We start from the raw sequence: 25,533 nt of genomic DNA, 5'->3' as shown, positions 1-25,533 counted from the left end.
GAGCGCCTGCCCGCGCCGTGAGCCCTGGCCGTGCGCGGCTCAGGCCGCGTGGGCGTCACCGCCGAGCGGCGCGCGCAGCGGCCACTCGTCGCCGTCGAGCACCACCTGGAGCGCCGCGCCGGTGGTCGGGTCGATCACGAGCGGGGCGAGCAGGTTGACCGTCGTGGGGCCGGTGTCGCCGCCCGGGTGGACGATCGCGAGCATGGTGAGCCCCGCATCGTCCTCCGCGCCGAGCGCCTCGCGGACCTCGGGCGACAGCTCCGGCGCATATCCCGGGAAGTACGCCTGCGGGGAGGCGGCGAAGAGTCGGACTCCGGGCTCGTCCTCGCTGCGCAGCGTGAAGACGAAGCCCAGCTCGTCGATGCCGGCGAGGCGGAAGCGCGTGAGCGCGGCCATGCCGGGGATCGGGTCGACGAACGCGAGGTCGTCGGGGAGCTCGCGCACGTCGGTGCGAGCGGCGTCGAGCGCGACCGCGACGGTCATCGCAGGTAGTCCAGCAGGGTCGGCTGGAGGACTCGGCTCGCGGCGCTGAGCGCGCCCTGGTACGAGACCTCCTGCATCTGCAGCTCGAGCACCGTGGCGGCGAGGTCGATGTCCTCGACGTCGGAGATGCTCGCCCGCAGCGTGGTGACCTTCGCCTCGGCGGCGCTCTGCGCCTTGGTGATCTGGTCGTAGCGCACGCCCACCGTGGTGAGCGTCGAGACCATCGCGTCGAGGCGCGAGTCGAGGTCGTCGAGCCTGACGCCGACGGGGTCGCCCGCGCGGATCTCCGCCGCGAGGTCGTCGAGGAGCTGGAACACCGAGGCGGCCCCGTCCCCGAAGGCCGCGGCGCCGTCGGCGTCGACGCGGACGGTGGTGTCGGGGCTGATGCGACGCGTGACGGCCGAGCCGCTCACGCCGTTCCACGAGTAGGGGGTCGCGGCCGCGCCGTCCTCGAAGGCTGTCGCGGTGGACGAGGTGCCGGCGAACAGCGAGCGGCCGTTGAGCTGCGTGTTCGCGAGGCCGAGCAGCGTGTCGCGCAGGCCCTCGATCTCGACGGCGATCGCCTCGCGGGACGTGTCGTTGAGGACTCCCGTGTTGGCGGCCTGGACCGTGAGGTCCCGCGCGCGGCGCAGGGCCGACACCGAGCTCTGCAGCGTCGAGTCGATCTGCGACAGCCACGCGGCGCCGTCGGAGGCGTTGGTGACGGCCTGCTCGGCCGCCGCCTTCTCCGAGCGGTAGGCCATCGCGCGGCCCGCGGCGATCGGGTCGTCCGAGGCGCGCGAGACGCGCTTGCCCGAGGACATCTCCGCCTGCAGCGAGGACATCTTGCTGAGGTTCATCTGCACGTTCGCGAGGGTGCTGCGGTGCACCGTCTGCTGGGTGACGCGGTGGATCACGGTTACCTCCCGACGATTCCGGTCTTGTTGATCAGCGTGTCGAGCATCTCGTCGAGCACGGTCATGACGCGCGCCGCCGCCTCGTAGGCGGTCTGGTACATGAGCATGTTCGCGACCTCCTCGTCGGTGTCGACGCTCGCGTTGCCGAGCTGGAGCGACTCCGCGGTCGCACGCGTCGACTCGGCCACGTCGGCTCGGCGGCGCGCCGCCGCGGTGCTCACGCCGAGGTCGACCACATAGGCCGACCACTCGGCGTCGGGGCCGTCGGTGCGCTCGCCGATCTGCGAGATGCGGTCCGCGATCGAGCCGTCGTAGCCGCCCGAGGAGGCGTCCGCGGCCGCGATCCCTGCGGGGTCCGTGATCGCGACGGTGAGGCCGAGCGCGGCGGGCGCTCCCGCGGTGAAGGAGAAGAAGTCCGCGCCGGCGGTGCCGTCGACGGTGACGCCGCCCGTGTGGACGCCGTTGACGGAGGAGGCGAGGTTGGTGGCGAGCGCGTTGACCGCGTCCACCGCGGTCGAGATCGAGCCGCCCTGCGACGTCGGCTTGAGCGACGCCACGGTGCCCGCGAGCGAGCCGCCCGTGAGCGTGAGCGGCGTGCCGTCCGCCCAGGACAGGCTGATCGCGTCCGTGCCGGCGGGCTCGGCGAGCGCCGCGGTCATGACCGCCGAGCCGCCCAGCGTGATCTCGTTGGCGCGCACGCCCTGCACCAGGGCGTTGCCGCCCACCGAGACGGTCATGGTGCCGTCCTCGAGGGTGGTGGCGGTCGCGCCGACGGACTTCGACAGCGACGTGACGAGCAGGTCGCGCTGGTCCATGAGCTCGGCGGTGGAGCCGCCCGACGCGAGCACGCTGCGGATCTGCTTGTTGAGGTCCGCGATGCTCTGGGCGGTGGAGTTGACGTCCGTGACGAGCGCCTTGGCCTCGGCGAGGCCCTGGTCCCACTGCGCGGCGAACGCGTTGTAGGTGTCCTTGATCTGCGAGGTGAGCGCCTCCGCGTTGCCCAGGAGCGCCGTGCGGATCGCGGTGCTGTCCGGGGAGTTGGCGACGTCCTGCCACGAGCTCCAGAAGGCCTGGAGGCTCGACGTGACACCGGTGTCGCCGGGCTCCTGGATCATGCTCTCGAGACGCTCGAGGGCGGTCGCGGCGGACCCGGTGCTCGCGGCGTAGGAGGTCTGGGAGCGCAGGCGCGCGTCGAGGAAGGCGTCGGCGAGGCGGTCGATGCCGCTCACGGTGACCCCGGAGCCCGTCTTGGTGCCGCCCGAGAAGAGCGAGGCGACCGCGGCGGTGGAGACCGACTGCATGTTCACGCGCTGGCGCGTGTAGCCCTCGGTGTTCGCGTTCGCGATGTTCTGGCCCGCGACGTCGAGCGCGATGCGCTGCGCGGTGAGCGAGGACAGCGCGTTGGAGATGCCGGAGAACGTGCTCATCAGAGGGCCTCGTCGATGAGGTAGGCGCCCGTGCCGCGCGCGGCCGTGCCCTTCTGGTCGTACGTGCCGACCGTCGCCTCGATGCCCACGAGCGCCTCGCGGGTCGCCTGCAGCGAGACGGCCAGCAGCTCGCGGTTGCTCTCGCCGAGCGTCGCGATCTGCGCCGCGAGGGCGGCGAGCGCCGTGTGGTGCGCGGTGAGCATCTCGTCCCACGGAGCGGGGGCCGAGGCCGCGAGGTCACGCAGGGAGATGTCGCCGTCGAGCCCGATCGAGCGCGCGGCGGCGTCCGCCTCGGCGGCACGGCCCAGGTCCGCTGCGCGGATCTGGTCGAGCACCAGCTCGACCTCACGCGCGGCGCGGCCCAGCCAGCGGCTGCGGCCGCTCGCGATGATCAGCTCCTCGGCCTCCAGCTTGAACAGCAGGGTCTCCAGAAGCTCGCGCTCGCGCCACAGCACTGCGGACAGCTCATCGAATGACATGACGGTCCTCGGGATCCCTTCGCCGGTCGTCTACGTTGTCGGCCGGTACGGGGTCATGCCGCCCGGTCACAGGACTCTTATCGGCGCCTGCCCCGCAATTGTGACGGTTATCCGGCTCCTGCGCGAGTGTCCCCTGGTCCGAGGCCGCCTCCCGCACCTGCGGCTCCGCCACACGCGGCGGTCTGGCGGGCGCGGATCGCGGGCCGGATGAGGCTGACTCGCCGGCGACACGCGGATGGCCGTGTGGTGGAGCCGTGGATCCGTGTGGCAGAGCCGCGGATCCGTGTGGCGGAGCCGTTCCGGGAGGTCGCGCCTCGCGCGCGCGAAGGGGACAGGTGGGACGCAACGGGCGGAGCGATCCGGGCATCGGTGGTCAAACCGGACCGAGGCCGCGCCGATGTGATGCGGGACACTCGTGTGAACCTGCTCACTTTGGCACTCGATGCCGAAAGGGACGAAACCGGACAATACCGGTGCCGTTCCATCGATGAAAGGGGCGAATCGGACAGGCGCGAGGCTCGTTCGGGGCCTTATCGGCACCGAATGCCAACAGTGTAGTTAGTGACGTCGTCATGCCTCGTTGAACAGGTGTCAGCATTCTTCCCATGAACAGCGACCACACCGCCTCGAACGCACTCGTCGAGGAGCACCTCGCTCTCGTGGGCTACAACGTCAACGAGGTCATGGCGAGGGTTCCTGCGCACGTGTCGCGCGCCGACCTCACGTCGGCGGGCTCGATCGCGCTCGTGCGCGCCGCGCGCTCGTTCGACGAGTCGAAGGGCGTGCCGTTCGCGCGCTACGCCTCGATGCGGATCCGCGGCGCCCTCATCGACGAGCTGCGCTCGATGGACTGGGTGTCGCGCGGTGCACGTCAGCGCGCCCGCCAGGTGACCGAGGTCGCGGAGCGCCTCGCCGCGACGCTGGGCCGCGAGCCCAGCCGCGCGGAGATCGCCTCGGCGCTGGGCGTCTCGCTGGCCGAGGTCCAGGCCGCTCACGCGGACAACGATGCGCGGGTCCTGTCGATCGAGGCGTTCGACGGCGCGATCGCGGACGTGGTGGTCGACTCGAGCAGCGGCCCCCTCGACGCCGTCGTGGGCGCCGAGCGCGTCGAGTACCTGCGCGCCGGCGTCGAGTGCCTGCCGGAGAAGCTGCGCTACGTCATCGAGCAGCTCTTCATGCACGACCGCCCCGTGGTCGAGCTGGCCGAGGAGCTGGGCGTGACCCGCTCCCGCATCAGCCAGCTGCGCACCGAGGCGCTGTCGCTCCTCAAGGACGGGCTCGAGGCCAACCTCGACCGCGACGAGGTCCCCGCGGTCGACCCGAACGAGGGCGTCGCCGAGCGTCGCCGCCAGGCCTACTTCGCGTCGATCGCCGCAAGGACCGCCACCCACACGGGTGCGATCGCCGTGATCGGTGCCGTGCCCGCCCGTCCCGCGCGAGTACGCGCGGCCTCCTGAGAGGAGCGCTCATGCGCATCGGATACGTCGAGGAGCGGACCGCCGAGGAGCGGACCGTCGTGACCCGCGTGCCCGAGGCGCCCGAGCATCGGCTGCGCGAGTGCGCCGCCGCCACCGCCGCGCGGATCGCCGCGCATCGTGCCGCGGTGCGTACCGCGGCGATCGCGCTCGCGGCCGCCCCCGCGCCTCGCGAGGCCTGAGCCGGAAGTCTCCGCGCGCCCCTCGCCGGGCGCGCCGCCACGCTGCCCGGCCGCCGCATCGTCCCTGCCAGATGGTGCCGTCGCGGCCGATTCTGCGTGGTGCACGAACCCCGAAGAAATTCGCCGGCGAAATTCTTAACACCCCCATCGGCAGACCGATGAGGGAAGTGTTCACCCACGGATGGGTTAACAGTCCGGCCCCACTCAAGGATGGAGTAACACCATGGGTCTCACCGTCAACAACAACGTTGCCGCGCTCAACGCGTACCGCAACCTCTCCAACACGCAGAACGACCTCTCGAAGTCGCTCGAGAAGCTCTCGTCGGGTCTCCGCATCAACCGTGCGGCCGACGACGCCGCCGGTCTGGCGATCTCCGAGGGCCTGCGCTCGCAGATCGGTGGCCTCACCGTCGCCGCCCGCAACGCTCAGGACGGCATCTCCGTCGTCCAGACCGCTGAAGGTGCGATGACCGAGGTCCACTCGATCCTCCAGCGCGTCCGCGACCTCTCCGTTCAGGCCGGTAACGACTCGAACAACACCGAGGCCCGCGCCGCGATCAAGACCGAGATCGACTCGCTCGGCGACGAGCTCACCCGCATCGCGGACTCCACCAACTTCAACGGCACCGACCTGCTCAAGGGTGGCTCGCTGACGTTCCAGGTGGGCGCCGGCTCCTCGGCCGCGAACGACCAGATCACGGTCACCCTCGCCGACATCTCGGGCCTCGGTGCCACCGTCAAGGCCCTCGACGTGTCCTCGTCGGCCAACGCGCTGACCTCGATCGCCTCGCTCGACACCGAGATCACCAACGTCTCGACCTCGCGTGCGAACCTCGGTTCCTACCAGAACCGCCTCGAGCACACGATCAAGAACGTGAACGTCGCGATCGAGAACCTCACCGCCTCGGAGTCGCGCATCCGCGACACCGACATGGCGTCGGAGATGGTCGAGTACACCTCGGCCAGCATCCTCTCGCAGGCCGGCACCGCCATGCTCGCGCAGGCGAAGTCGATCCCGCAGGGCGTGCTCTCGCTCCTGCAGTAAGCAGCACCGGTCGAGCCCTGACCTCAGCGACGGGCTCGCACCACCCACGCTTCGCGCCGCGGGAGGGTCCTCAGCGACCTCTTCCGCGGCGCGAAGCCGCATCACCCACGAATTGTTGAAGGAGCGCCAGTGGCCACCTTGGGAGTCGACGGAATCGCCTCGGGACTCGACACCGCGTCGGTCATCTCCGCGCTCATCGCGATCGAGAAGAACCAGCAGACGCTGCTGTCGAAGAAGAAGTCCTCCGCGGAGTCGGTGGTCTCCTCGCTGCAGTCGATCAACACCAAGATCAAGGCGCTCGCCGAGGCCGCCGCCGCGGCGAAGAAGCCCACGGCATGGACCGCGACCACCGCGAGCTCGAGCTCGACCGCCGCGACAGCGACCACCTCCTCCACCTCGACCGCCGGCTCGCTCACCTTCAACGTCGACGCGGTCGCCGCGTCGCAGAAGTCGCTGAGCGCCGCGGTCGCCGACGGCAGCGGCATCACTTCCGACAACCCGCCCACGTTCACCGTGAAGAAGGCCGACGGCACGTACGCCTCGGTCACGGCGGCCTCCAACTCCTTGACCGACATCGCGGCAGCGATCAACAGCGGCGACATGGGCGTCAGCGCGACGATCGTCTCCGCCGGCTCGGGCTCGTACCGCCTGCAGTTCACGGGCGCCGAGACCGGCACCGACAACGGCTTCGAGGTCTACGCCGCTGACCAGGCGACCGTCGAGGCGGGCTCCGCCACGCGCGTCGACGCGACCACCACGCGCACCGCGAGCGACGCCCAGATCACGCTGTGGGCCGGCACCGCCGCCGAGCAGACCATCACCCAGTCCTCCAACACGTTCGAGGGCCTCATGACCGGCGTCGACGTCACGGTCTCCGCCGTCGAGGACGACGTCACGATCGACGTGGTCACCGATGCCGACGGCGTGAAGTCCATGGTGGGCGACCTCGTGACGCAGATGATGTCCATCCTCAGCGCGATCGACAAGGGCACGGCCTCGACCTCGTCCACCAACTCCGACGGCACCTCCTCGGTGACGGGCGGGATCCTGTCCGGCGACTCGCTCGTGCGCAACATGAAGCTCAAGCTCTCCGAGTCGATGACCTACCCGATCAACGGCAAGTCGCTCTCGGAGTACGGCATCAACGTGGACCGCTACGGCGAGGTCACGTTCGACGAGGAGGCGTTCGCGACCGCGCTCGCGGCCGACCCGCAGGGCGTCGCCACGGCCATGCAGGAGCTCGCGACGCGCATCGAGGACACCGCCACGCAGTACTCCGACCCGTACGAGGGCATGCTCACGCAGAGCCTCACCACGCGTCAGCAGGAGGTCGACTCGCTCGCGAAGCAGATCTCCGACTGGGACACCCGGCTCGCCCTCAAGGAGGAGGCGCTCTACGCGAAGTTCACCGCGATGGAGGTCTCGATCCAGAAGCTCAACGCGCAGATGGAGTACCTCACGTCCGCGCTCGACAGCCTCAACGCCGAGTAGGCATAGGAAGGTCACGATGAACGGATACGCAGCGGCACGCAACCGCTACCTCGACGACGCGGTCTCGACCGCGACTCCCGCGACGCTCCTCGTCATGCTCTACGACCGGCTCGTGCTCGACCTCGAGCGCGCCGAGCTCGCGATGCGCGCGGGCGACCGCCAGGTCGCGCACGCGCAGCTCACCCACGCCCAGCAGATCGTCGCCGAGCTCACCAGCACGCTCGACGTGACCGCGTGGGACGGCGCCCCCGGGCTCCTCTCGATCTACACGTTCCTCACGGGCGCCCTCGTCGACGCGAACGTCGCCCAGGACGCCGACAAGGTCGCCGCGTGCCGCGGCATCGTCGCCCCGCTGCGCGACACGTGGCGCGAGTCCGCCCGCCAGGTCGCCTCGGCCGCGACCCAGCACCTCGCGATGTCCGGCGTGGCATGACCACGCCCGCCGACCCCTGGCACGACGCCTGGGAGGCGACCCTCGCCGAGTTCGAGCTGACGCTAGAGGACGCGGAGGCGATGCTCGCCTCCGATCACGTCCCGGCGCCCGATGCGGCGGCGGCCTGGACCCCACCCGCCGGCATCGGCCGGATCCCCGCGCCGCTCGTCGACAGGGCCCGGACCCTGCTCGCGCGCCAGGTCGAGGTGTCGCGGCAGCTCGCGACCGCCGCGGGGGCCTCGCGTCGCGAGGGACGCGCGATCTCGCGCATGACGCTCGGCACGCCCGCGCCCCCCGTGTACGTCGACATCCCTGCTTAAGACCCTTCTCGAGGGCGTGACACAGGTCACATCGAGACCTCTCACCGGCGGACATCGGCGTCCGATGAGGACGGTGAGCACGGATCGCTCACGCCTTGGCCACGGACCGGCCACCTGTACGTCCTGAGAAGGGTGACCTGTGTTCGGATCCGTCAGCTTCGATGCGATCTCCAGCGCGCTCGACGCGCTGTCGCTTCGTCAGCGCACCACCGCCGACAACATCGCCAACATCCAGACTCCCGGCTACCTGGCCAAGAAGGTCGTCTTCGAGGACGCCCTGGCCGCCGCGGTGTCGGACGGCTCCGGCGCCGTGAGCGCGACCATCGCGACCTCGCTCGAGCCCACCCGCCTCGACGGCAACAACGTCAACCTGGACACCGAGACGCTCGCCAACATCGACACGGGCCTGCGCTACGAGCTCGCGACGCGCGCCATGGAGGGCAAGTTCTCCTCCATCCGCACCGCGATCGGGAACGCCTGATGGGCACCTTCGCCGCGATCGGCATCGCGGGCTCGGGCATGACCGTGTACCGCAAGTGGCTCGACGCCATCTCGGACAACCTCGCGAACATGAACACCGCGACGGCGACGTCGGAGGACGCCTTCCAGGCGCGCTACGTCGTCGCGGCCGCGAACGACAACCAGGGCGGCGACTCGGGCGGCGTGCACGTCGCCGGCACCGTGCTCGGCTCCGCGGAGGGCCGCCTGGTCTACGAGCCCACCAACGCGCTCGCGGACGAGGACGGCTACGTCCGCTACCCGGACATCGACGCCTCCAGCCAGATGACCCAGCTCATCATGGCCCAGCGCGGCTACCAGGCGAACGCCGCCGTGGTCGACCGCGCCCGTGACATGTACTCCACCGCGCTCACCATCGGGAGAGGCTGATGTCGATCACCCCCATCTCCGCGGTCTCCTCCGCGTCCTTCTCCATGCCCGCCGAGGTCACGTCCGCCGTGTCGGGCGTCGAGGGCAGCGACGCGGCCTTCGCGTCGCAGCTCACCTCCGCGGTGGACGGCATCCAGGGCCTGCAGGCGATGAGCAGCGAGCTCGCCGTGCGCGCGCTCACGGGCGACCTGTCCGACGTGCATGACTACACGATCGCCGCCACCGAGGCCGCGGTCGCGCTCGAGCTCGCATCCGCGCTGCGCAACAAGATGGTCGACGCCGTCACCGAGGTCCTGAGGATCACCGTCTGATGCCCGCGCAGATCCAGGGCCGCTGGGACCAGCTCCGTGCGTGGGCCGGCGAGATGTCGGTCGCCCAGAAGGTGTTCGCGACCCTGCTCGCGGCCCTCCTCGTGGTCGGGCTCGTCGCGCTCGCGCAGTACACGACCAAGCCGAGCATGTCCCCCCTGTTCACCAACCTCGCGGCGGACGATGCGGCGGCGATCGTCGACCAGCTCGACGCCAGCGGGGTCCCCTACGAGCTCACCGCCGGCGGCGGCACCATCCTGGTGCCCCAGGCGCAGCTGTACGACACGCGCCTCGCGGTCGCGTCGGCCGGCCTGCCGAACGGCACCACCACCGGCTACGCCCTGCTCGACGACATGTCGATGACCAGCTCGGACTTCCAGCAGCAGGTCACGTATCAGCGCGCGCTCGAGGGCGAGCTCGCCGCGACCATCACCGCGATGGACGCGGTCGAGACCGCCTCGATCAAGCTCGCGCTGCCCCAGGAGACGGTCTTCGTCGACGAGCAGGAGGACCCCACGGCCTCCGTCTTCGTCGCGACCCGCGCCGGGGCGTCGCTCGACACCCAGAGCGTCCAGGCCATCGTCCACCTGGTCTCCGCCTCGATCGAGGGCATGGAGCCCGAGGACGTCGCCGTGATCGACTCCAACGGCGTGGTCCTGTCCACGGTCGGCGGGGGTCAGACCGCGCTCGAGCAGACGGGCCAGACGGCCGACTACGAGACCCGCATCGCCTCGAGCGTGCAGGCGATGCTCGACCGCGTGGTCGGCACAGGCAACGCGATCGTCTCGGTCACCGCCGAGCTCGACTACGACCAGCGCTCCACCACCTCCGAGTCCTACCGCTCCAACCCGGACGCGGCGCCGCTGTCCGAGTCCTCGTCCGTCGAGGAGTACTCGGGCGACGGCGGCACCACGAGCGCCGGCGTGCTGGGCCCCGACAACATCTCCGTGCCCGAGGGCGACGAGGACAGCAGCGGCGCGTACCGCAAGGAGGACACGGTCAAGAACAACGCCGTGGACCGGACCGTCGAGGTCACCGAGACGGCCCCCGGCTCGGTCAAGCGCCAGTCCGTCTCCGTGGTCGCGAACCAGGCGGCGGCGGCGTCGATCGACCTCGACGAGCTCAGCGCGATGGTCGCCGCGGCGGCGGGCGTCGACGAGGCGCGCGGCGACGTGGTCTCGGTCGCGACGATGAACTTCGACTCGTCCGTGGCCGATGCGGCCGCGACCGCGCTCGAGGAGGCCGCCGTCGCCGACGAGCAGGCAGCGACCCGCGCGATGTACGTGTCGATCGCGAAGTGGGGCGTGCTGCTCCTGTCGGTGATCCTCATCGTGATCCTCGCGCTCGTGAAGGGCCGTCGCCGTCGCGGCGACACCGACGAGCGCATCGCGCTCAGCGTCGAGGCCGTCGAGGAGCTCGAGGCGCGCGCCCAGGCCGCGCTCGACGCCCGCACGCAGGCGCTGCTCGACCAGGCGAGCTCCGTGGCCGACGAGGCCGAGCTCGCGATCGAGGCGGCCCCGGTGCCGACCATGGATGCGGTCGCGCTCGCGATCCGCGACGAGATCGCCGGCTTCGCCGCCCAGCAGCCGGCCGAGGTCGCCGAGGTCCTGCGCGGCTGGATCGGCTCGGGGAGGAACGCATGACCGCGATGCTGACGGGGACCCAGAAGGCGGCGCTCGTGCTCATCCAGATGGGCCGCGAGGCGGCCTCGGGCGTGATGGCGCAGCTGTCCGAGAACGAGATGGAGATGGTGACCGCGGAGATCACGCGGCTCAAGAGCGTCGACGAGGCGACCGTCGCGGAGGTGCTCGAGGAGTTCCAGCGCACCGCGACGCGCGCGCTCACCGTCGCGAGCGGCGGGTACTCGTACGCCAAGAAGCTGCTCGAGGAGACCCTGGGCCGCGAGAAGGCCGCGGAGGTGCTCGAGCGGCTCAAGTCGCAGGTCCAGGTCCAGCCGTTCGAGTTCCTCATGCACGCCGACGCGCGTCAGGTGGTGTCCCTGCTGAGCGGCGAGCACCCCCAGACGATCGCGCTCGTGCTCGCGCACCTGCGTCCCGAGCACGCGTCGGCGATCATGGCGGGCTTCTCCCCCGAGACCCAGACGATCGTCGCGCGTCGCATCGCCACCATGGAGGGCGCCTCTCCCGACGTGGTCGGGCTCATCGCGGACCAGCTCAAGCTCAAGGCCACCAACCTCATCACCTCGCAGGAGCTCACGTCCGTGGGTGGCGTGCAGCCGCTCGTGGAGATCATCAACCGGGCCGATGCGGCGACCGAGAAGCTCATCCTCGAGGGCCTCACGGCGCAGGACCCCGAGCTCGCGGACCAGATCCGCCAGCTGATGTTCGTCTTCGCGGACATCACGATGCTCGAGGATCGTGCGATCCAGCTGGTGATGCGCTCGGTCGAGACCGGCACGCTGGCGACCGCGCTCAAGGGCGCGGAGGACTCGGTGCGCGACAAGATCCTGCGCAACATGTCGGAGCGCGCGCGGGAGAACCTCGTCGAGGAGATCGACGCGCTGGGCCCCGTCCGCATCTCGCTGGTCGAGGAGGCGCGCTCGAAGGTGGTCCAGGTCATCCGTGGCCTCGAGGAGCGCGGCGAGATCATGATCAGCCGCGATGGCGAGGACGAGTATGTCGCCTGACAGCAGGGTCTCCACCTTCGTGCCCGCGACCATCGCGCCGCAGCGCGCGGACGCCGCGGGCGAGTCGCACGCGAGCGGGTTCGCCGCGGGCTGGGCCGCCGGCGCGCGCGCCGCGGCCGAGGCCGCCCAGCGCGAGCGCGACGCGGAGCGCGCCGACCACGAGCGCCGCGAGGCCGCGCGCGACGCCGCCCTGTGCGACGCCCTCCTCGCGCTCGGCGCCGCGTCCCGTGCGTGGCACGAGCGCGCGCTGCCTGTGCTCGCCGACGCGGAGGAGTCCCTCAACGGCGCGGCCATGGAGCTCGCCGAGGCGATCCTCGGGCACGAGCTCGCCGACGGCCCGGTGGCCGCCCGCTCCGTGCTCGCCCGCGCCGCGTCCCTGCCGACCGGCATCGACGCGACCGTCATGCGCCTCCACCCCGAGACCCTCGCGGAGGTCCGCCGCCTGGCCGACGCCGGCGAGGCGACCCTCGCGGACGGCATCGCCCTCGCCGGCGACCCCCGGCTCGCCCCCGGCGACGTCATCGTCGAGCACGCCGACGGCGCCCTCGATGCGCGCATCGGCGCCGGTCTCGCGCGCGCTCGCGCGGCGCTGGAGGCAGGCCTGTGACCACCCCCGTGATCCTCGACAGCGCGCCCGGCTCGCGCTTCCGCTCGCCGCTCATCGCGCGCGCGGCGGCCGCCGGCGCGCCCGAGCTCGTGGGCTCCGTGTCCTCGATCGTCGGCCTCTCCGTCGACGTCGCGGGCCTCCAGGGCGCCGTGGGCGACCTGGTCGCGATCGACACCGGCGACGGCGGCACCACCGAGGCGGAGGTCGTGGCCGTCACGGGCGACGCGCTGCGCTGCATGCCGCTCGGCCCGGTCCACGGGCTGCACGTCGGCATGGCGGCGCGGGCCACCGGCCGCCCGCTCACGGTCCCCGCGGGGCCGCAGCTGCTCGGACGCGTGCTCGACGGCCTGGGCCGCCCGATGGACGGCAAGGGCTCGGTGCTCGACGGCCCCGACGCGCGCCGCGTGCCGGTCGACGCGACCGCGCCCTCCGCGCTCGACCGCGCGCGCGTCGACACCCCGCTCGGGATGGGCGTGCGCGCGCTCGACACCATGACCACCGTGGGCCGCGGCCAGCGCATCGGCCTGTTCGCCGGCTCCGGCGTGGGCAAGTCGAGCCTGCTGTCGATGGTCGCGCGCGGCACGGAGGCCGAGGTGAGCGTCATCGCGCTCATCGGCGAGCGTGGCCGTGAGGTGCGCGAGTTCCTCGAGGACGATCTGGGGCCGGAGGGCCTCGCGAGGTCCGTGGTGGTCATCGCGACCTCCGACCAGCCGGCGATGGTGCGCCTGCGCGCGGCGTTCGTCGCGACGCGCATCGCGGAGGACTTCCGCTCGCAGGGGCGCGACGTGGTCCTCATGATGGACTCCCTCACGCGCGTCGCGATGGCGCAGCGCGAGATCGGCCTCTCGGTCGGCGAGCCCCCGGCGACCCGCGGGTACCCGCCGTCGACCTTCTCGATGCTCGCGCAGCTGCTCGAGCGCACCGGGACCGACGCGACCGGCTCCGTCACCGGCATCTACACCGTCCTGGTCGACGGCGACGACCACAACGAGCCCATCGCCGACGCCACGCGCTCGATCCTCGACGGCCACGTGGTGCTCACGCGCGACCTCGCGGTCGCGGGCCACTACCCCGCCATCGACGTGCTCGGCTCGATCTCCCGTGTCGCGAGCCGCGTCACCACGGCCGAGCAGCGCGCGCTCGCGCTCGCGCTGCGCCAGGTCCTCGCGGCGCGCCGCCGCGCGCAGGACCTTCTCGACGTCGGCGCGTACGCCGCGGGAACCAATCCGCTCGTGGACGCCGCGGTCGCGCATGCCGCCGCGATCGACGGCTTCCTCCAGCAGCCCGTCGACCAGCCGGTCGGGGCCGACGAGGCATGGGCGCGGCTCGCCGCGCTCCTCACGCAGATGGGAGTGCGCGCATGAGCAGGAGCTTCCCTCTCGCCGGCCTGCTGAGGGCCCGCGAGCTGGCCGAGGAGCAGGCCGCGGCCGAGCTCGCGCACGCGAACCGCGCCCGCGAGGAGGCCGCGCAGGCCGTCCGCGCGGCGCGCTCGCAGCTCGCGAGCCTCGAGTTCCGCGACCCCCGCACGCAGACCGATGCGGAGCAGCCCGACGTGACGCGCTCGTGGAGCGCCATGGTCGCCTCGCGCGCCGCGCTCACGGCGCGCGTCCAGGAGCTGCAGCTCGCGCTGACCGTCGCGGAGTCCCACGCCGACGGCGCGACCGGCGCATGGAGCGAGGCGCGTACGCGCGCCTCGATGATCGACCGCCTGCGCGAGCGCCACGACAGCGAGCTCGCGGCCGAGGAGCTGCGCGCCGAGCAGGTGACGCTCGACGAGGCGGCGCTGCGCCGCGCCACCGAGGAGGACCGATGACCGTCGCCCCGACCGTTCCCGCGCCGCAGCCCGCGCGCGCGTCCACCTCCCGTGCCTCCGGCGCCGGCTCCGACGGCGACGCCTTCGCGCGTGAGCTCGCAGCCGCGTCCGGCGGCTCGCGCCGTGACGATGCGGGCGACCGCTCGCGCGTCGGCTCTCGACGCGACGAGGCCCGGCCCGCCGGCTCGGGCGCCGCGCGCGACGAGTCCCGCGCCGACGGCGCGGTCGCGTCGGCTGCCGAGCCGTCCGCGAGCGGCGAGGAGCAGGCCGCGACCACCGAGGCTCCCGCAGCCGCTCCCGGCATGCCCGTCGCCGCGACCCCTGCGCCCGCCACCCTCGAGGGGCTCGTCGTGCCCGTGACCCCGTCCACGGAGGTCGCGGCCGAGGAGGCGCTCCCGACCCCGCCTGGCGCCGAGGGCGCCCCGACCCCCGCGACCGGCGTGCCGGCAGCGGTGGCCGCGGCCACCCTTCCCGCCGTCGTCGGCCGCGGCGCCGTGCCGTCCCCGGCGCCCGGCGCCCCGGCCGTGCCCACCGATGCCTCCGGCTCCCAGGTCGCGACGGTGCTCGCCGCCGGCACGTCCGGTGTCCCCGCGGATGCCGCCTCGGCGGACGATGCGCTCGTCCCGGCCGTCCCCGCGGCCCCCGCGGCGGCATCGTCCGATGCGGAGGCCGTCGCGCCCGAGGTGCTCGAGCGCGTGCTCGCGGCGCTCCGGCCGGCCGCGCGCGACGCCTCCGCGCCGCAGGGCGAGCCCGCGCAGCCCGCGCCGGCGCGCGGAGCCGAGCCCGTCCAGGGCCTCACGGCCACCGCTCCGACGCAGACCGCCGCGCCGACCGCGACGGTGCAGGCCGCGGCGCCCGTGTCGTACGCCCGCGACGTGCCCGTCGCGTCGCAGCTCAGCGCCCCGCTCGCCTCGCTCAAGCAGCTGCCCATGGGCGAGCACGAGATGCAGATCGCGGTCACGCCCGAGAGCTTCGGCCACGTCCGCGTGGTCGCGAAGATCACGCCCGAGGGCGTCTCCGTCCAGCTGTTCGGCTCGACCGAGGCCGGCCGCGAGGCGCTGCGCGCCGCGCTGTCCGACCTTCGCCGCGACCTCGAGGACGCCGGGCTCGGCTCGGACCTCGACCTGGGCGCCGACGGCGGCGCCTCGCGCGATGCCGGCGGCCAGGAGCAGCGCACGCGCGGCACCGCGGCCTCCGACGCCTGGCCCGGCGCCTCGGCGACCGGCGTCTCGACCACCGACCACCCGATCCCGACCCGGCTCGATGCCCGCGCAGGCGGCGTCGACATCCTCCTGTGAAAGGAAATCCATGAGCATCGACGGCGTCAGCTTCGTGTCCAGCATCAGCGCGGGCGCGACGGTGTCGACCTCCTCCCAGGAGCTCGACGCCGACGACTTCATGAACCTGCTGATCGTCCAGCTGCAGAACCAGGACCCGTCCTCCCCCATGGACACGTCCGAGATGATGTCGCAGCAGACCCAGCTGGCCACCGTGACCCAGCTCACCGAGCTCAACACGACCATGCAGGAGCAGTTCGCCCTCTCGATGCGGACCGCGGCGCTCGGCATGATCGGCACTGAGGTCTCGTACTACGACGCGAACGGCGACGTGGTCACCGGCACCGCCGAGTCGACCTCGTTCGCGTACGGCGTCCCGACCCTCAAGGTCGGGGATGCCGAGGTCGCGCTCGACTACATCCTCTCGGCGGGCGTCACCGCAGCCGCCTCCTCCGACTCCAGCGGCACGGACGCCACGGACTCGACCGGCACGGATGCCACCGACACCACCGTCACGACCGACTAGAAGGACTCGATCATGCTTCGCTCCCTGTTCTCCGGCATCTCGGGCCTTCGCGCCCACCAGACGATGCTCGACGTCACCGGCAACAACATCGCCAACGTCAACACCACCGGCTTCAAGTCCTCGAACGTGCAGTTCCAGGACACCCTCTCCCAGGTGCTCAGCAACGCGAGCGCTCCGCAGGGCGGTCGCGGCGGCACGAACCCGGCCCAGGTGGGCCTCGGCGTGCAGGTCGCGGGCATCTCGACCAACTTCCAGCAGGGCGCCGCGCAGCTCACCAACGTGTCGACCGACATGATGATCAACGGCGACGGCTTCTTCATCGTGAACTCGGGCGGCCAGCAGGCGTACACGCGCAACGGCTCGTTCACGTTCGACTCGACCGGGCAGCTCACCACGGCGGACGGCTCGCTGGTCCAGGGTTGGGCGGCGGACGCCTCCGGCGCCATCAACACCAACGGTGCGCTCGGCGCGCTGCGCCTGCCCATCTCGACGCTCATGGGCGCCTCCGCGACCACCGCGGTCGACTACGAGGGCAACCTGCCGTCGGACGCCGCGACCGGCACCGTGCTCAACCGCCAGATCGACGTCTACGACGCATCGGGCACCGCGCGCACGCTCAACCTCGCGTTCACCAAGACCGCGGCCGGCTGGGACATCGCGGGCGCCGTCAACGGCACCTCCTCGACCCAGACGGGCTCGATCGCGTTCAACACCGACGGCTCGATCGCGTCGCTCACGCTGCCGGCGTTCCCCGCCGATGCGGCCAACGGCATGTCCGCGATCAACGTGGACCTCTCGGCGCTCACGGGCTACGCGGCCATCGAGACGGTCGCGGCGAACAGCCAGGACGGCCGCTCGGCCGGCTCGCTCACGGCGTTCGAGGTCAACAACGACGGCACCATCATGGGCACGTTCGACAACGGCCTCAAGCAGGCCATCGGCCGCGTCGCGCTCGCGAGCTTCTCCAACCCCAACGGCCTCTCGAAGTCGGGCAACTCGCTCTACAGCGCCTCCGTGAACTCGGGCGAGGCGCAGGTGGGCACCGCGGGCTCGGGCAGCCGCGGCTCCATCACGGGCGGCTCGCTCGAGATGTCGAACGTCGACCTCTCCGCGGAGTTCACCAACCTCATCGTCGCGCAGCGCGGCTTTCAGGCGAACTCGCGCATCATCTCCACCTCGGACTCCGTGCTCGAGGAGCTGGTGAACCTCAAGCGCTGACGCTCCGCGTCGCCGCTCTCGCGCCCTGGCGGGACGTGAGTGCTGGATCTCGCACGGATCCGGCACCCATGTCCCGCCGGGGCGTTTGTGCGCCTGGGTGCCGTTGTCAGGGATCGTCGCGCGAAACGTCCGATTCGGCTCACACTCAGGGACCGCGAGCCGATGGGGAGGTGTAAGCGGGACCACGGATGGGCCCGCAAGAACTACCAGGATGGTGCCCTCGTGATCTCTCTCACGCGCCTCAACGGCCAGCGCTTCGCGGTCAACCCCGATCTGATCCAGCGCGCCGAGGCCACCCCCGACACGATCGTCACGCTCGTCGACGGCACCAAGCTGCTCGTCAAGGAGGGTCTCGACGAGGTCATCGCCATCGTCGACGACCACCGCGCCGCGATGGTCGCCCGGTCGATCGAGATCGCCAACGCCGCGGCGGCAGCCGAGGAGGACGCGCAGCGCCCGCGGGCCCGCAGCCGCGCCCACCTCAGCGTGCAGCCGGAGGTCGACTGATGGATCCGGCAACCTTCGTCGGGATGGCGATCGCGTTCGGCGCGATCATCGTCTCGATCTTCCTCGAGGGATCGTCGCCGATGTCGGTGATCATCCCCGCGCCGATGCTGCTCGTCATCGGCGGCACCATCGGCGCGGGCCTCGCGACCACCACGCTCGCGGACTTCGTCAACGGTTTCCGCGCGCTGGGCCACTTCCTCACGTACAAGCGCCGCGACCCGGAGGAGACCGTCGAGCTGGTCGTGTCCCTCGCGGACCGCGCACGCCGCGAGGGCCTGCTCGCGCTCGAGGACGCCGCGCGCGAGGTGGACGACGACTTCCTCAAGGACGGGCTCCAGGCGGCGATCGACGGCACCGACCCCGAGGACCTCCGCGACATGATGGAGGCCAAGGTGGAGGGGCGCCGTGCCGCCGACCGCTCGGTCGCGAAGCTGTTCGCGGACATGGGCGGCTTCGCCCCCACGATCGGCATCATCGGCACCGTGGTGTCGCTGGTCCACGTGCTCGAGAACCTCTCCGACCCGTCCAGCATCGGCCACATGATCGCCGCGGCGTTCGTCGCGACCCTGTGGGGCCTGCTGACCGCCAACCTCATCTGGCTCCCGATCTCCTCGCGCGTCAAGCGCGTGTCCGAGCTCGAGGCCGCCCACATGGAGCTCGCGATGGAGGGCATGCTCGCCATCCAGGCCGGCTCCGGCCCGCGCGTCGTCGGCGCACGCCTGCGCGCGCTCGTGGGCGACCAGGGCAAGCAGAAGGAAGCGGCATGAGCGCCCGCAAGCGCAAGGGTCACGAGGAGGAGCCGGAGAACCACGAGCGCTGGGCCGTGTCCTACGCGGACATGATGACCGTGCTGCTCGCGACCTTCATCGTCCTCTACGCGATGTCCGCCGTGGACCAGGAGAAGTTCGAGGAGCTGCGCCAGTCGCTCGCGCTCGGCTTCGGCCACGAGGCCGCGTCGATCATCCCGGGCTCGACCGGCACGATGCTGGGCCTCGAGTCGTTCGAGATCGCGCCCGACTTCACCACGGTCGCGACCGAGGGCGCCGAGGGGGCCGGCGGCCAGGCGCCCACCACGGTCAACCAGGAGACGGGCGACCACCTCGCCGCCGCGCGCGAGTACGAGCAGCTGAGCGAGGTGCAGAAGGCCCTCCAGGCGCGCCTCAAGAAGAAGGGCCTGGCGGCCAACGTCACGTTCCAGATCGACGAGCGCGGGCTCGTGATCGGCCTCGTGGGCTCGAACGTCTTCTTCGACGCCGACACCGCGAAGCTCACCCCGGTCGCACGCCGCGTGATCGACACGCTCGCGACGCCGCTGAGCAACCAGAGCCGCGAGCTGTCCATCGAGGGCCACGCGAACACGCTGCCCTCCCGCAACTTCGCGTCGAACTGGGAGCTGTCGAGCGAGCGCGCGACCCGCGTGCTCCGCCGCTTCGTCGAGTCGGGCGGCGTCGCGCCCGAGCAGATCGCCGCGACCGGCTACGGCGACGCCCGTCCGTCCGTCGAGGGCAAGAGCAAGCGTGCGCTCGAGTCGAACCGTCGCGTCGACATCGTGGTGCGGTCCTCGGCGTCGGAGGAGGTCCGCGCGCTGCTGGCCGAGATCGCCGAGGCCATCGACGCCGGCGCGCTCACCGCAGGCGACGTGCGCGCCGAGATCGCGGCGGCCACCGCCGCACACAAGGAGGCAGGAGACCTATGAGCACCGAGACCCGGGTGATGGCGCCCAAGCCGAAGATCGGCATGCGGCCCCCGACCTCCGCCCTGCCCCCGCAGCCCGAGCCCGAGCCCGAGAAGCCCGCGGGCAAGGGCAAGCGCCTGCCGAGCCTCATCATCGGCCTCCTCCTGGTGGTCGGCGCGGCCGCGGCGTACTGGTTCCTCGCGGGACCGGGCGCGGCGTCCGATGCGGAGCACGCCGAGGGCGACGCCGCGGCGGCCGTGGAGCACGTCGACCTGGGCGACGTCCAGGTCCTCGAGCCGATCTCGCTCAACCTCAGCGGAGGCCACTACCTGCGCATCGGCCTGGGGCTCCAGCTCCCGGCGGACGCGCACGGCGAGGTCGACTCCGCGAAGGCGCTCGACGCCGCGATCGGGCTGTTCTCGGGCCGCAGCCAGACGGACCTCGCGGACGCGGCCGTGCGCGAGGAGCTCAAGGCGGAGCTCGCCCACACCCTCGAGGAGCTCTACGAAGGCGAGGTCGTCGGCGTCTACTACACCGACTTCGTCACCCAGTGACGCGGGTGGTGCGACGGGGACGCGCGAGGCGCGCGTGAGGGGTCGCGGGGGAGACGTTCGTCACACTCCGTGCGTAGCATCGCGCCGTCATCGGGCATAACACTCACATCGTCCACGGCCCCGACGATGTGGGGCGCGTGACTCCCCAGACCCCAGCGCGACGCAAGCGGGGCTCCGGCGTGCCCGAGCTCTACGACTTCCGTCAGCCGATGACGCTCACGCGCGAGCATGCCCGCGCGCTCGAAGTGGGGCTGCAGAGCTTCGCGCGCCAGTGGGGCACGCTGCTGACGTCGCGCCTCGGCGTGCTCACCACGGTGGGTCTCGAGCGCCTCGACATCTTCACGTACGGCGACTACATCGACTCGCTGCCGGGATCCACCACCGCCGTGGTGCTCCAGATGGACCCGAGCCGCGCCCCCGCGCTGCTCCAGGTGCCCACCGGCGCGACGATGGCGCTCGTCGACTGCATGCTCGGCGGCCCCGCGATGGACCTCGACCTGCCCTTCCGCGAGCTCACCGAGATCGAGTGGAAGCTCATGAGCGACATGCTCGAGTACGCGTGCAGCGACCTCGCGTACGGGCTCGCGACCGTGGGCCAGGTGGCCTTCCACGTCCGCTCGGTCGCCTACAACCCCGGCTTCATGCAGCTCGTGCCGGCCTCCGAGCAGGTGATCGTCGCGCGCTTCGAGCTCTCGCTCGGACCCGTCATCGCGCCCATCACGCTCATGCTCATGGCCGAGCCCGTGCTCACGCTGCTGCGCACCGCGGACGCCCAGGAGGGCCGGACCGCCGAGGAGCAGCGCGAGCACGAGGAGGCAGTCCAGCTGCTGTCCGCGCGCATGGGCGAGGTGCCCCTGCCTGTATCCGTCCGGTTCACCGGACGCGAGATGACCGCCGCCGCCGTGAGCGCGCTCGAGGTCGGATCGGTGGTGCCCCTGCGCCACCGCGCCGACGAGCCGCTCGAGGTGGTCGTCGGTGACGTGATCCTGGCGCACGCCGCCATCGGCGCGAACGGTACCCGCGCCGCCGCTCTTGTCGTCGCGACCGAGGAGGAAGCATGACCACCCTGACCACCGCCCGCGGAGCCGCCGAGCAGCTCGCGGCCCAGATCCCGAGCGCCGTCCCGCTCACCGTCGCGGACCTCGCGGCCGGCATGGCCCCCGCGGCCGATGCCGCGTGCGTCCGCGCGCACTTCGTGGGCGCGACGAGCGCCGACCTCATGGTCGTCGCGGACGAGGTGATCGCCGATGCGATCGCCGCGGCCGGGGGCGACGTCTCCGCCGCGGAGATCCTGCGCCCCGCGCTCGAGGCCGCCGCCTCGAACCTGGGCGCCGGCGTGCTCGACACGGCGCGTGTGGACGCGCTCGGCGACGCGTTCGGCGACGCCGACACGGAGGTGTTCGCCCTGGTCGACGCCACCGGCACGGCGCGCGCATGGTTCGCCATGCGCGTCCGGGCCGCGGCCCCGGCCCCCGCCGCCGCGGGACGGGTCGACGCCGCGTCCGAGCGCTCGCGCATGCGCGTCCTCCACGACGTCGAGCTGGTGCTCACCGCGGAGATCGGCCGCACGCGCCTGCCCATGCGCCAGGTGCTCGACCTGGTCCCGGGCACGGTCCTCGAGCTCGACCGCTCGGCGGGCGCCCCCGCGGACGTCATGGTCAACGGACGCCTGGTCGCGCGCGGCGAGGTCGTCGTCATCGACGAGGACTACGGCATCCGCATCTCGGAGATCGTCGCCACGGACGGCGGCCACTGACCCATGGACACGCTCCTGCTCGTGCTGCGCGTCGGCCTCTCGCTGGTCGCCGTGCTCGGACTGATGCTGTGGCTCTCCCGCAAGCTCCAGTCCCACGGCCGGGCGCAGCGGCGCGCCACGCTCAGCGTGGTGGGCCGTCAGCAGCTGACCAAGCGCAGCGGCGTCGCCCTCGTCGAGGTCGACGGCCGCCGGCTCGTGGTCGGGTACGGCGATCAGGGCGTGTCCTTCCTGCACGATGCGGGCGACGCGCCCGAACCGGAGCCCGAGCCCGCATCGTCCGCCCCTGAGACCGGCGGCTTCGACGCCGACCTCGAGCGGGCGCTCGCCGCGGAGGCGCACGCCTCCGCGGACCCCCGCATCCCTACCGACGCCCACCTGACGCAGGCCCGGATGGCCGACGTCCCACGGCAGCACGCACCCCTCGATGGATCGATCCTCGCGCCCGACACGTGGCGCAAGGCGGTGGTGGCGCTGCAAGATCGGACCATCCGCCGTTCATGAACCGAGTCGCGCTCGGGGTCCCGCTGCGGACCGTGCGACGCTCGATGCTCATCGTCATCGTCACCGCGATGCTCCTGATGATCGTCGCCGCGCCGTCGTTTGCAGCGCCCGCAGACCCTGACACGCCCGTGTCGCCGAGCACCCCGATCTCCCCCGAGGTCCAGGACAGCATCGGCGTCGGCATCTACGGCGTCGACGGCGCGCCGTCGACGTCGATCGTGGTGCTCATCGCGGTCACGCTGCTGTCGGTCGCGCCGTCGCTGCTGCTGCTCACCACGGCGTTCACCAAGATCCTCGTGGTGCTGGGCCTCACCCGCAACGCGCTCGGCCTCCAGTCGACGCCCCCCGCGCAGGTGCTCGCGGGCCTCGCGCTGTTCCTGTCGATGTTCATCATGGCGCCCGTGCTGAGCGAGATGAACGACCTGGGCGTGCAGCCGTACCTCGCGGGCGACATGACCTTCACCGAGGGCCTCCAGGCCGCGATCGACCCCCTGCGCGAGTTCATGCTCGCCCACACCCGCGAGTCCGACATCGCGCTCATGACACGCGCGGCCGACGCCGCCAACCCCGCGACCGCCGCCGATGTCCCCATGACCACGCTCATGCCCGCGTTCATGCTGTCGGAGCTGCGCGCCGCGTTCATCATCGGCTTCGTCATCTTCGTGCCGTTCCTGGTGATCGACCTCGTCGTCTCGTCGGCGCTCATGTCGATGGGCATGATGATGCTCCCTCCCGTCATGGTGTCGCTGCCCTTCAAGCTGCTGCTGTTCGTGCTGGTGGACGGCTGGACGCTCATCATCTCGGCGCTCGTGGGGAGCTACGGCTGATGGATACCTCCGCCGTCCTCAACGTGGGCCTCGAGGCCCTGCTGCTCGCCGCGAAGCTCTCGGCGCCGCTGCTCATCACCGCCCTGGTCGTGGGCTTCACCGTCTCGCTGTTCCAGTCGGTCACCCAGATCCAGGAGGCGACCCTCTCGTTCGTCCCCAAGGCGATCGCGGTCGGCATCGCGCTGCTCGTGTGCGGCCACTGGATGATCCAGGAGGCCGTCAACTTCACGCAGACGCTCTTCGACAAGCTGCCCTCGCTGCTCGGCGGCTGACATGGACCTGACCTTCGACCTCGGCCTCATCGAGACGACGATGCTCACCAGCGTGCGCATCGTCGCGTTCCTCGTGGTGGCGCCTCCGTTCCACGTGAAGGTGTTCCCCGGCACGGTCAAGGTCGCGCTCGCGCTGGGCCTCGCGCTCGCGGTCGGGCCCGCCGCGGCCGCACGGTCGGGGGTCGAGCCGGGAACGATGCTGGTGTCGGACACGGGCGCGTTCATCGGGGCCGTGGTGATGGAGGCGTTCGTGGGGCTCGCGCTGGGCTTCCTGGTGCGGCTCGTGTTCTCCGCGGTCCAGACCGCGGGAGGGCTCATCGACCTGTTCGGCGGCTTCGAGGTCGCCTCGGCCTTCGACCCGACCAGCGGCACGCAGGGCGCGCAGTTCAGCCGCTTCTACAACATGGCGGCGCTCGCGCTGCTGTTCGCCTCGGACGGGCATCAGCTGATCCTCGCGGGCATGGTGCGCTCGTTCGACGCGCTGCCGCTCGGCGGCGGCATGGACATGGCCGTGCTGGGCGAGCTCATGACGGGCGGCATCGCGGACATGATGATCGCGGCGCTCCAGATCGCGGGCCCGCTCATCGCGGTGCTGTTCCTCACCGACGTGGGCCTGGGCCTCCTCACGCGCGTCGCGCCGGCGTTGAACGCCTTCGCGCTCGGCTTCCCGCTCAAGATCCTGGTGACGCTGTCGCTCGGGTCGATCGCGTTCCTCGCCCTGCCCTCCGTCATCAGCGGTCTCACCGACCGCGCCACCAACCTCGCGGGCGGAGGTGCATGGTGAGCAAGGACGATTCCGGCGAGAAGTCCGAGAAGGCCACACCCCAGCGGATGAAGAAGCTCCGCAAGGAGGGGTCGCTGCAGCGGTCGCAGGACCTGTCCGCGTGGATGGTCATCGGCGCGGTCGTGGTCGCGCTGCCGCTCGTGATCCGCAGCGCTCGCGACTCCGCCCATGGCCAGCTCGCGCGCGTCGACGCGATCGCCGCCGCGCCGGACCCGTGGGTCGCGCTCGAGATGTTCGGCGACGCGCTCGGCTCGCTCCTCACCACGCTCGCCCCCGCGTTCGCCGCGGCGGTCCTCGCCGCCGTGGTGGCCGCCGCCGCGCAGGGCGGGATCCGCGTCGCGCCCAAGAAGCTCAAGCCCACCGTCAAGCACTTCGCCCCCAAGCAGGGCGCCAAGAAGCTCTTCGGCGGCCAGGCCTGGTGGAACGGCGCGAAGGCGGCGCTCAAGGCGGCGGCGATCGGCACGGTGCTCTACATGGTGATCCAGGGCGTGGTGCCGATGCTCATCGGCTCGGGCGCGCACTCGCTCACCTCGACCCTCGACATCGCGGTGGGGGGCGCCACCACGCTCATCAAGACCGCCGTGATCGCGGGGTTCGTGCTCGCCGGCTTCGACGCGCTCGTGGTGATGAAGCGCAACCGCAAGCAGACGCGCATGTCCAAGAAGGAGATCAAGGACGAGCACAAGCAGTCCGAGGGCGACCCGCACGTCAAGGGGCAGATCCGTCAGCGTCAGATCGCGATGAGCCGCAACCGCATGATGGCCGAGGTCGTGAACGCCGACGTCGTCATGGTCAACCCGACGCACGTCGCGGTCGCGCTGCGCTACGAGCCCGGCACCGGCGCGCCGCGCGTGATCGCCAAGGGCCGCGGACACATCGCGACCAAGATCCGCGAGAAGGCCACCGAGGGCCAGGTGCCCATGGTCCAGGACATCCCCCTCGCCCGTGCGCTCCACGACGCGTGCGAGGTGGGCCAGGAGATCCCCGCCCACCTCTACGCCGCCGTCGCGCGCGTGCTTGCGTTCGTCATGGCGCTGAGGCGCCGCGGCGCCGCCTCCGGCATCCACCGCGACCCGCAGGCCGAGGCGGTCGCCGACCCCAGCGCCGAGGTGGTCACCGCATGAAACCGTCCCGCACCCGTC

The 25,533-nt window shown here is 71.8% G+C and carries 32 protein-coding genes; 28 read left to right on the top strand and 4 right to left on the bottom strand.

Annotated elements, in window-relative coordinates; translation table 11 throughout:
* Positions 1–39 precede the first annotated feature (39 nt).
* From AOM06_RS09880 to flgN, 4 genes are read right to left on the bottom strand one after another with little or no spacing between them, the layout of a single operon-like run.
* A complete protein-coding gene (locus tag AOM06_RS09880) occupies positions 40–483 on the bottom strand; it encodes a flagellar assembly protein FliW (protein ID WP_062305325.1) in 444 nt (147 codons plus the stop codon).
* The gene (gene flgL / locus AOM06_RS09875) at positions 480–1,379 is read right to left on the bottom strand and encodes a flagellar hook-associated protein FlgL (RefSeq protein ID WP_062305322.1); all 900 of its coding nucleotides are present in this window, start codon (positions 1,377–1,379) and stop codon (positions 480–482) included. The genes AOM06_RS09880 and flgL overlap by 4 nt, the downstream gene beginning before the upstream one ends.
* 2 nt (positions 1,380–1,381) lie before the next feature.
* Positions 1,382–2,806 (bottom strand): flagellar hook-associated protein FlgK, encoded by a 1,425-nt coding sequence (gene flgK / locus AOM06_RS09870; RefSeq protein WP_062305319.1) that lies wholly within the window; start codon positions 2,804–2,806, stop codon positions 1,382–1,384.
* Positions 2,806–3,285: a flagellar export chaperone FlgN gene (gene flgN, locus AOM06_RS09865; RefSeq protein ID WP_062305316.1), complete on the bottom strand. Its 480-nt coding sequence runs from the start codon at positions 3,283–3,285 to the stop codon at positions 2,806–2,808. The genes flgK and flgN overlap by 1 nt, the downstream gene beginning before the upstream one ends.
* Positions 3,286–3,890: 605 nt before the next feature.
* Here flgN and AOM06_RS09860 point away from each other — a divergent pair.
* The 28 genes from AOM06_RS09860 (at position 3,891) to AOM06_RS09725 (ending at position 25,515) form a co-directional block, all read left to right on the top strand.
* Positions 3,891–4,742, top strand: coding sequence for a sigma-70 family RNA polymerase sigma factor (locus AOM06_RS09860; protein WP_062305314.1), 852 nt, complete (start codon positions 3,891–3,893; stop codon positions 4,740–4,742).
* Positions 4,743–4,753: 11 nt separating this feature from the next.
* Entirely contained in the window at positions 4,754–4,942 is a 189-nt protein-coding gene (locus tag AOM06_RS09855) for a hypothetical protein (RefSeq protein WP_062305312.1), read from the top strand.
* A 223-nt stretch (positions 4,943–5,165) separates the two neighbouring features.
* Entirely contained in the window at positions 5,166–5,987 is an 822-nt protein-coding gene (locus AOM06_RS09850) for a flagellin N-terminal helical domain-containing protein (protein WP_062305309.1), read from the top strand.
* Between the two features lie 129 nt (positions 5,988–6,116).
* Positions 6,117–7,478, top strand: coding sequence for a flagellar filament capping protein FliD (fliD, locus tag AOM06_RS09845; RefSeq protein ID WP_082105485.1), 1,362 nt, complete (start codon positions 6,117–6,119; stop codon positions 7,476–7,478).
* 16 nt (positions 7,479–7,494) lie between these two features.
* A complete protein-coding gene (gene fliS / locus AOM06_RS09840; RefSeq protein WP_062305307.1) occupies positions 7,495–7,911 on the top strand; it encodes a flagellar export chaperone FliS in 417 nt (138 codons plus the stop codon).
* The gene (locus tag AOM06_RS09835; RefSeq protein ID WP_062305304.1) at positions 7,908–8,231 is read left to right on the top strand and encodes a hypothetical protein; all 324 of its coding nucleotides are present in this window, start codon (positions 7,908–7,910) and stop codon (positions 8,229–8,231) included. Before fliS ends, AOM06_RS09835 begins: the two co-directional genes overlap by 4 nt.
* 139 nt (positions 8,232–8,370) lie before the next feature.
* Positions 8,371–8,712, top strand: a complete 342-nt coding sequence (locus AOM06_RS09830; RefSeq protein WP_062305301.1) for a flagellar basal body rod protein FlgB — start codon at positions 8,371–8,373, stop codon at positions 8,710–8,712.
* A complete protein-coding gene (flgC, locus tag AOM06_RS09825; RefSeq protein WP_062305298.1) occupies positions 8,712–9,119 on the top strand; it encodes a flagellar basal body rod protein FlgC in 408 nt (135 codons plus the stop codon). Before AOM06_RS09830 ends, flgC begins: the two co-directional genes overlap by 1 nt.
* On the top strand, positions 9,119–9,430 hold the full coding sequence (gene fliE / locus AOM06_RS09820) for a flagellar hook-basal body complex protein FliE (RefSeq protein WP_082105484.1): 312 nt from the start codon (positions 9,119–9,121) through the stop codon (positions 9,428–9,430). Before flgC ends, fliE begins: the two co-directional genes overlap by 1 nt.
* Positions 9,430–11,070: a flagellar basal-body MS-ring/collar protein FliF gene (gene fliF / locus AOM06_RS09815; protein WP_062305295.1), complete on the top strand. Its 1,641-nt coding sequence runs from the start codon at positions 9,430–9,432 to the stop codon at positions 11,068–11,070. Before fliE ends, fliF begins: the two co-directional genes overlap by 1 nt.
* A complete protein-coding gene (gene fliG, locus AOM06_RS09810; RefSeq protein ID WP_062305292.1) occupies positions 11,067–12,074 on the top strand; it encodes a flagellar motor switch protein FliG in 1,008 nt (335 codons plus the stop codon). The genes fliF and fliG overlap by 4 nt, the downstream gene beginning before the upstream one ends.
* A complete protein-coding gene (locus AOM06_RS09805) occupies positions 12,064–12,681 on the top strand; it encodes a FliH/SctL family protein (protein WP_062305290.1) in 618 nt (205 codons plus the stop codon). The genes fliG and AOM06_RS09805 overlap by 11 nt, the downstream gene beginning before the upstream one ends.
* A 53-nt stretch (positions 12,682–12,734) precedes the next feature.
* Positions 12,735–14,045, top strand: coding sequence for a FliI/YscN family ATPase (locus tag AOM06_RS09800; RefSeq protein WP_062305993.1), 1,311 nt, complete (start codon positions 12,735–12,737; stop codon positions 14,043–14,045).
* Entirely contained in the window at positions 14,042–14,494 is a 453-nt protein-coding gene (locus tag AOM06_RS09795; protein WP_062305288.1) for a flagellar FliJ family protein, read from the top strand. The genes AOM06_RS09800 and AOM06_RS09795 overlap by 4 nt, the downstream gene beginning before the upstream one ends.
* Positions 14,491–15,792 (top strand): flagellar hook-length control protein FliK, encoded by a 1,302-nt coding sequence (locus AOM06_RS09790; RefSeq protein WP_062305285.1) that lies wholly within the window; start codon positions 14,491–14,493, stop codon positions 15,790–15,792. The genes AOM06_RS09795 and AOM06_RS09790 overlap by 4 nt, the downstream gene beginning before the upstream one ends.
* Positions 15,793–15,802: 10 nt before the next feature.
* Entirely contained in the window at positions 15,803–16,297 is a 495-nt protein-coding gene (locus AOM06_RS09785) for a flagellar hook assembly protein FlgD (RefSeq protein ID WP_082105483.1), read from the top strand.
* A gap of 12 nt (positions 16,298–16,309) precedes the next feature.
* The gene (locus tag AOM06_RS09780; RefSeq protein WP_062305283.1) at positions 16,310–17,515 is read left to right on the top strand and encodes a flagellar hook protein FlgE; all 1,206 of its coding nucleotides are present in this window, start codon (positions 16,310–16,312) and stop codon (positions 17,513–17,515) included.
* 222 nt (positions 17,516–17,737) lie between these two features.
* Complete coding sequence (locus AOM06_RS09775; protein WP_062305280.1) at positions 17,738–18,022, top strand: flagellar FlbD family protein; 285 nt, start codon at positions 17,738–17,740, stop codon at positions 18,020–18,022.
* Positions 18,022–18,789 (top strand): motility protein A, encoded by a 768-nt coding sequence (locus AOM06_RS09770; protein WP_062305277.1) that lies wholly within the window; start codon positions 18,022–18,024, stop codon positions 18,787–18,789. Before AOM06_RS09775 ends, AOM06_RS09770 begins: the two co-directional genes overlap by 1 nt.
* The gene (locus tag AOM06_RS09765) at positions 18,786–19,718 is read left to right on the top strand and encodes a flagellar motor protein MotB (RefSeq protein WP_082105482.1); all 933 of its coding nucleotides are present in this window, start codon (positions 18,786–18,788) and stop codon (positions 19,716–19,718) included. Before AOM06_RS09770 ends, AOM06_RS09765 begins: the two co-directional genes overlap by 4 nt.
* Positions 19,715–20,251: a flagellar basal body-associated FliL family protein gene (locus AOM06_RS09760; RefSeq protein ID WP_062305275.1), complete on the top strand. Its 537-nt coding sequence runs from the start codon at positions 19,715–19,717 to the stop codon at positions 20,249–20,251. The genes AOM06_RS09765 and AOM06_RS09760 overlap by 4 nt, the downstream gene beginning before the upstream one ends.
* A gap of 137 nt (positions 20,252–20,388) precedes the next feature.
* Positions 20,389–21,312: a flagellar motor switch protein FliM gene (locus AOM06_RS09755; protein ID WP_156163668.1), complete on the top strand. Its 924-nt coding sequence runs from the start codon at positions 20,389–20,391 to the stop codon at positions 21,310–21,312.
* Complete coding sequence (gene fliN, locus AOM06_RS09750; RefSeq protein ID WP_062305273.1) at positions 21,309–22,007, top strand: flagellar motor switch protein FliN; 699 nt, start codon at positions 21,309–21,311, stop codon at positions 22,005–22,007. The genes AOM06_RS09755 and fliN overlap by 4 nt, the downstream gene beginning before the upstream one ends.
* A 3-nt stretch (positions 22,008–22,010) precedes the next feature.
* Positions 22,011–22,508, top strand: a complete 498-nt coding sequence (locus AOM06_RS09745) for a FliO/MopB family protein (protein ID WP_062305271.1) — start codon at positions 22,011–22,013, stop codon at positions 22,506–22,508.
* The gene (gene fliP / locus AOM06_RS09740; protein ID WP_062305268.1) at positions 22,505–23,335 is read left to right on the top strand and encodes a flagellar type III secretion system pore protein FliP; all 831 of its coding nucleotides are present in this window, start codon (positions 22,505–22,507) and stop codon (positions 23,333–23,335) included. The genes AOM06_RS09745 and fliP overlap by 4 nt, the downstream gene beginning before the upstream one ends.
* Positions 23,335–23,607, top strand: coding sequence for a flagellar biosynthesis protein FliQ (fliQ, locus tag AOM06_RS09735; RefSeq protein ID WP_062305266.1), 273 nt, complete (start codon positions 23,335–23,337; stop codon positions 23,605–23,607). Before fliP ends, fliQ begins: the two co-directional genes overlap by 1 nt.
* Position 23,608: 1 nt before the next feature.
* Positions 23,609–24,391 carry a flagellar biosynthetic protein FliR gene (locus AOM06_RS09730; protein WP_062305264.1) on the top strand — a complete coding sequence of 261 codons (783 nt, stop codon included), beginning with the start codon at positions 23,609–23,611 and terminating at the stop codon, positions 24,389–24,391.
* On the top strand, positions 24,388–25,515 hold the full coding sequence (locus AOM06_RS09725) for an EscU/YscU/HrcU family type III secretion system export apparatus switch protein (RefSeq protein ID WP_228372922.1): 1,128 nt from the start codon (positions 24,388–24,390) through the stop codon (positions 25,513–25,515). Before AOM06_RS09730 ends, AOM06_RS09725 begins: the two co-directional genes overlap by 4 nt.
* Positions 25,516–25,533: the final 18 nt, after the last annotated feature.

Source organism: Demequina subtropica (assembly GCF_000971235.1).
Classification (GTDB): domain Bacteria; phylum Actinomycetota; class Actinomycetes; order Actinomycetales; family Demequinaceae; genus Demequina; species Demequina subtropica.
Note: the sequence above shows the minus strand (reverse complement) of the source record. Positions and strands in the feature narration are given on the sequence as shown.